Source organism: Nonomuraea sp. NPDC004186, assembly GCF_053603495.1.
The window spans coordinates 1-3,961 of sequence record NZ_JBSGFQ010000259.1 but is presented as its reverse complement, the minus strand read 5'-3'; the positions used below and the strand labels follow the sequence as shown (position 1 = coordinate 3,961).

The 3,961-nt window shown below is 71.1% G+C and carries 3 protein-coding genes; all 3 read left to right on the top strand.

All coding sequences use genetic code 11. The features are described 5' to 3' along the window. Positions 1 to 288: 288 nt before the first annotated feature. The 3 genes from ACWEPL_RS65055 to ACWEPL_RS65045 all read left to right on the top strand — a co-directional run bounded on the left by ACWEPL_RS65055 (position 289) and on the right by ACWEPL_RS65045 (position 3,862). Positions 289 to 2,019: an L-aspartate oxidase gene (locus tag ACWEPL_RS65055; RefSeq protein ID WP_452443039.1), complete on the top strand. Its 1,731-nt coding sequence runs from the start codon at positions 289 to 291 to the stop codon at positions 2,017 to 2,019. A 140-nt stretch (positions 2,020 to 2,159) separates the two neighbouring features. Then, on the top strand, positions 2,160 to 2,915 hold the full coding sequence (locus ACWEPL_RS65050; protein ID WP_452443037.1) for an SDR family oxidoreductase: 756 nt from the start codon (positions 2,160 to 2,162) through the stop codon (positions 2,913 to 2,915). Positions 2,916 to 3,070: 155 nt separating this feature from the next. After that, complete coding sequence (locus tag ACWEPL_RS65045; RefSeq protein ID WP_452443035.1) at positions 3,071 to 3,862, top strand: class I SAM-dependent methyltransferase; 792 nt, start codon at positions 3,071 to 3,073, stop codon at positions 3,860 to 3,862. The last annotated feature ends 99 nt before the right edge of the window (positions 3,863 to 3,961 follow it).

Sequence of the window (3,961 nt, the reverse complement as noted above, 5' to 3'; positions counted from 1 at the left end):
GGTCTTCGGCTTCGGTGACGCTGGCGAGCATCCGGTACGCGATCCCGAACAGGCGTGGTCGCACCCCGGCGAACACCGCCGCCGCCTGCTCCAGATCGGCCACCGCCATCGCCCCCTGCTCCGGCGTCCCCCTCGCCGGAAGTGCGATTCCTCGACTGCTACCCCCCGGACAGCGGGGACAGGCCGGTGGCCAGGTACAGGCCAGGAAGATTCTTCCTGTCACAAATCGCGGCACTACCCGGTCTTGCTCCCGTAACGGCTTTCCATAGACGCTGTCAAAGGAGCACCATGCACTCGCCAGAGCACCGGATCGCCACGTCCGTCCTGGTCATCGGCACGGGAGGAGCCGGGCTGCGGGCGGCCATCGAGCTCGCCGAGCGCGGGGTCGGCGTCCTCGCGGTGGGCAAACGGCCGAAGGCCGACGCGCACACCTCCCTCGCGGCTGGAGGCATCAACGCGGCGCTGGCCACGATGGACCCCGAGGACAGCTGGCAGCAGCACGCGGCCGACACCCTCAAGGAGAGCTATCTCCTCGCCCATCCGCAGACGGTGCAGATCGTCACCGAGGGGGCGGCGCAGGGTATCGAGGACCTCGAACGCTGGGGCATGCCGTTCGCCCGCGAACAGGACGGGCGCATCTCGCAGCGCTTCTTCGGCGCCCACACCTACCGGCGCACCGCCTACGCCGGCGACTACACCGGGCTGGAGATCCAGCGCACCCTGATCAACCGCGCGGCGCAGCTCGATGTCCCCATCCTCGACACCGTGTACGTCACGCGCATTCTCGTCCGCGACAACGCGGTCTTCGGCGCGTACGGGTTCGATCTGACCGATGGCAGCCGTTACGTCATCCATGCCGACGCGGTGATCCTGGCCGCCGGGGGCCACACCCGGATCTGGCGGCGTACCTCCTCGCGCAGGGACGAGAACACCGGAGACTCCTTCCGCCTCGCCGTCCTGGCCGGCTGCCGCATCCGCGACGCCGAGCTGGTGCAGTTCCACCCCTCCGGTCTCATCGCGCCCGAGAACGCGGCCGGGACCCTCGTCTCCGAAGCCGCCCGGGGCGAGGGCGGAATCCTGCGCAACCAGCTCGGCGAGCGGTTCATGTCCAGGTACGACCCGGAGCGGATGGAGCTGTCCACGCGCGATCGCATCGCCCTGGCCGCGTACACGGAGATCAAAGAAGGCCGCGGGACCCCGAACGGCGGCGTCTGGCTGGATGTGTCGCATCTGCCACGCAAGACGATCATGACGCGGTTGCCGCGCGTCTACCAGACGCTCCTGGAACTGCAGATGCTCGACATCACCAAGGACCCGATCGAGATCGCGCCGACCGCGCACTACTCGATGGGCGGCGTCTGGGTGCGGCCCGAGGACCACGGCACCGGGGTCGACGGCCTGTACGCGATCGGGGAGGCGGCCAGCGGCCTGCACGGCGCCAACCGCCTGGGCGGCAACTCGCTCATCGAGCTCCTCGTCTTCGGCCGCATCGTCGGTCAGGCGGCGGCCGAGTACTCCGCGGGCCTCGACGCCCAGCGCCGCTCGGCCGAGGCGCTCGACGCGGCACGGGCCGAGGTGGACGACCTCCTGGCCGCGGACGGCCCCGAGAACGTACGCGCGCTGCAGCGGACCCTGCGCGACATCATGACGGAGCACGCCGGCGTGGTGCGCGACGAGGGCGGCCTGCGCAAGGGCCTGGCCGAACTGGGCGCGGCGGAGGCGCGCATCGCCGACGTCGGCGTGCATCCGGACCTGGCCGGCTTCCAGGACCTGGCCCACGCCTTCGACCTGAAGTCCGCGGCGCTGGCCGCCCGCGCGACGATCGAGACCGCCCTCGAACGTCGCGAGACCCGCGGCTGCCACAACCGCTCCGACTACCCCGAGCTCGACCCCGCGCTGCAGGTCAACCTGGTGTGGTCCGGTCCCGGATCGGTGGCCAGGGAGGCCATCCCGCCCGTTCCCGCCGAGATCGCGGCGCTCATGCGCGAGGTCTCAACCGCCGGAAAACTCGTCGAATAGCACCGGCGGCCTTGACGAGGTCTTCATCCAGAAAAAAGGAAAAGATTTCACGGCTGCTGTCACAAGCCTGAAGGCTGCCCTGTCTTAGCTGACGACCGGTGGGCACGTGGGTGCCCCGGCGGAGAAATAAGGGGGCACCTATGAAGGTCGTCGTGGTCGGCGGGACGGGCCTGATCGGGTCGAAGGTGGTGGCCATGCTGGGGGAGCACGGTCACGAGGCGGTGGCGGCGGCGCCGAGCACCGGTGTCAACACGCTGACCGGTGAGGGGCTGGCGGAGGTGTTGGCGGGCGCGCAGGTGGTGGTGGACGTGTCGAACTCGCCGTCGTTCGAGCCCGCGGCGGTGATGGAGTTCTTCGAGACCTCCACGGGCAATCTGCTGGCCGCGGAGGCGGTGGCCGGGGTCGGTCATCATGTCGCGCTGTCGGTGGTGGGCACGGAACGGATGCCGGACAACGGCTATTTCGCGGCGAAGATCGCTCAGGAGCGGTTGATCGAGAAGTCGGGGATCCCGTTCTCGCTCGTGCACGCGACGCAGTTCTTCGAGTTCGTACGGGCCATCGCGGAGGAGGCCACGGACGGCGACACGGTGCGGATCGCGCCGGTGCGGTTCCAGCCCATCGCGGGTGAGGAGGTCGCCCAGGCGGTCGGCCGGGTCGCGGTGGGGCAGCCGTTGAACGGCCGGGTCGAGGTGGGCGGCCCTGATGACGTCCGGATGGACGAGTTCTTCCGCGATGCCCTGGCCGCCTGGGGTGACCCGCGCACGGTGGTCGCCGACCCGCAGGCCCGTTACTACGGCAGCGTGCCGGGCGAGCGGACGCTGGTGCCCGGTGAGGACGCGATCCTCGGCACCATCCACTACCTCGACTGGGCCCGCCGGAACGCCGCCGGCAAGTAGTGCGGGAGAGGTTGTTCCAGGTGCGGCGGCGACGCGGCGACCAACGGGCCCGGCCGTCATGCCCGGCCTCCGGCCCGAGCCTCGACGACTGCCATGGCGACGACCGGACGGCCGGCGGGCGACGCACGCGCCCGCGACGGGACAGGAGTTACGCAGTGACCGCATCGGCGATGGTCGCCGAGTTCGATGATGTCGCCGGCTGGACCGCCGACGCCGTCGAGCAGCTGGGGGAGCGGCACGCCATACCGGCCGCCTGCCGCGGCAGCGCGAGTCCGGCGGCACTGGCCTGGCTGGCCGAGGCGTGCGAGCTGTCGGCCGGCATCACGCTGCTGGACGTGGGCGCGGGCGCCGGCGGGCCGGCGGCCTGGGCCGCGGAGCGGTTCGGGGTCCGGCCGATCCTGCTGGAGCCGATGCCGGCCGCGCGCCGGGCCGCCGCCCGGCTGTTCGGGCTGCCGGTCGTCGCGGGGGACGGGCGACGGATTCCGCTCCGTACGGGGTCGGCCGACGCCGCCTGGTGTCTGGGGGTGCTGTGCACCGTACAGGACAAGGCCACGGTGCTCGGCGAGATCCACCGGGTGCTGAAGCCCGGCGCCTCGCTGGGGCTGCTGGTGGTCGTCGCCCGGGGCCCGCAGCTCCTTCCGGTGCCGGACGGCAACCACTTCCCCACCCAGGGGGAGCTTGTCGATCTGCTCGCCGGCGCGGGATTCGAGATCGTCGAGCAGATCGACCAGCCCGGCGGGGCGCCGCGGTCCTGGTCACGCCGCGCCGAGCAGGTCGCCGCGATGATCGCGACCCGCCACCGGGCCGAGCCCGCGTACGCGCTGGCGGCTGACCAGGGTGAGCGCTTCACCCGCCTGTTCGCCTCCGGCCAGATCGCTGTACGGCTGATCCACGCGGTCAGCCGGTCTTCCGGACATCCGCTCAAGCCACGCATGGAGGAAAGATGAGCGTTCCCAACAGCGAGGACGACTTCCTGTACGAGCTCCAGATCGAGGTCGAGACGGAGGTGACCCTGATCGAGGCGAGCCATCCGGAGGAGGTCGCCG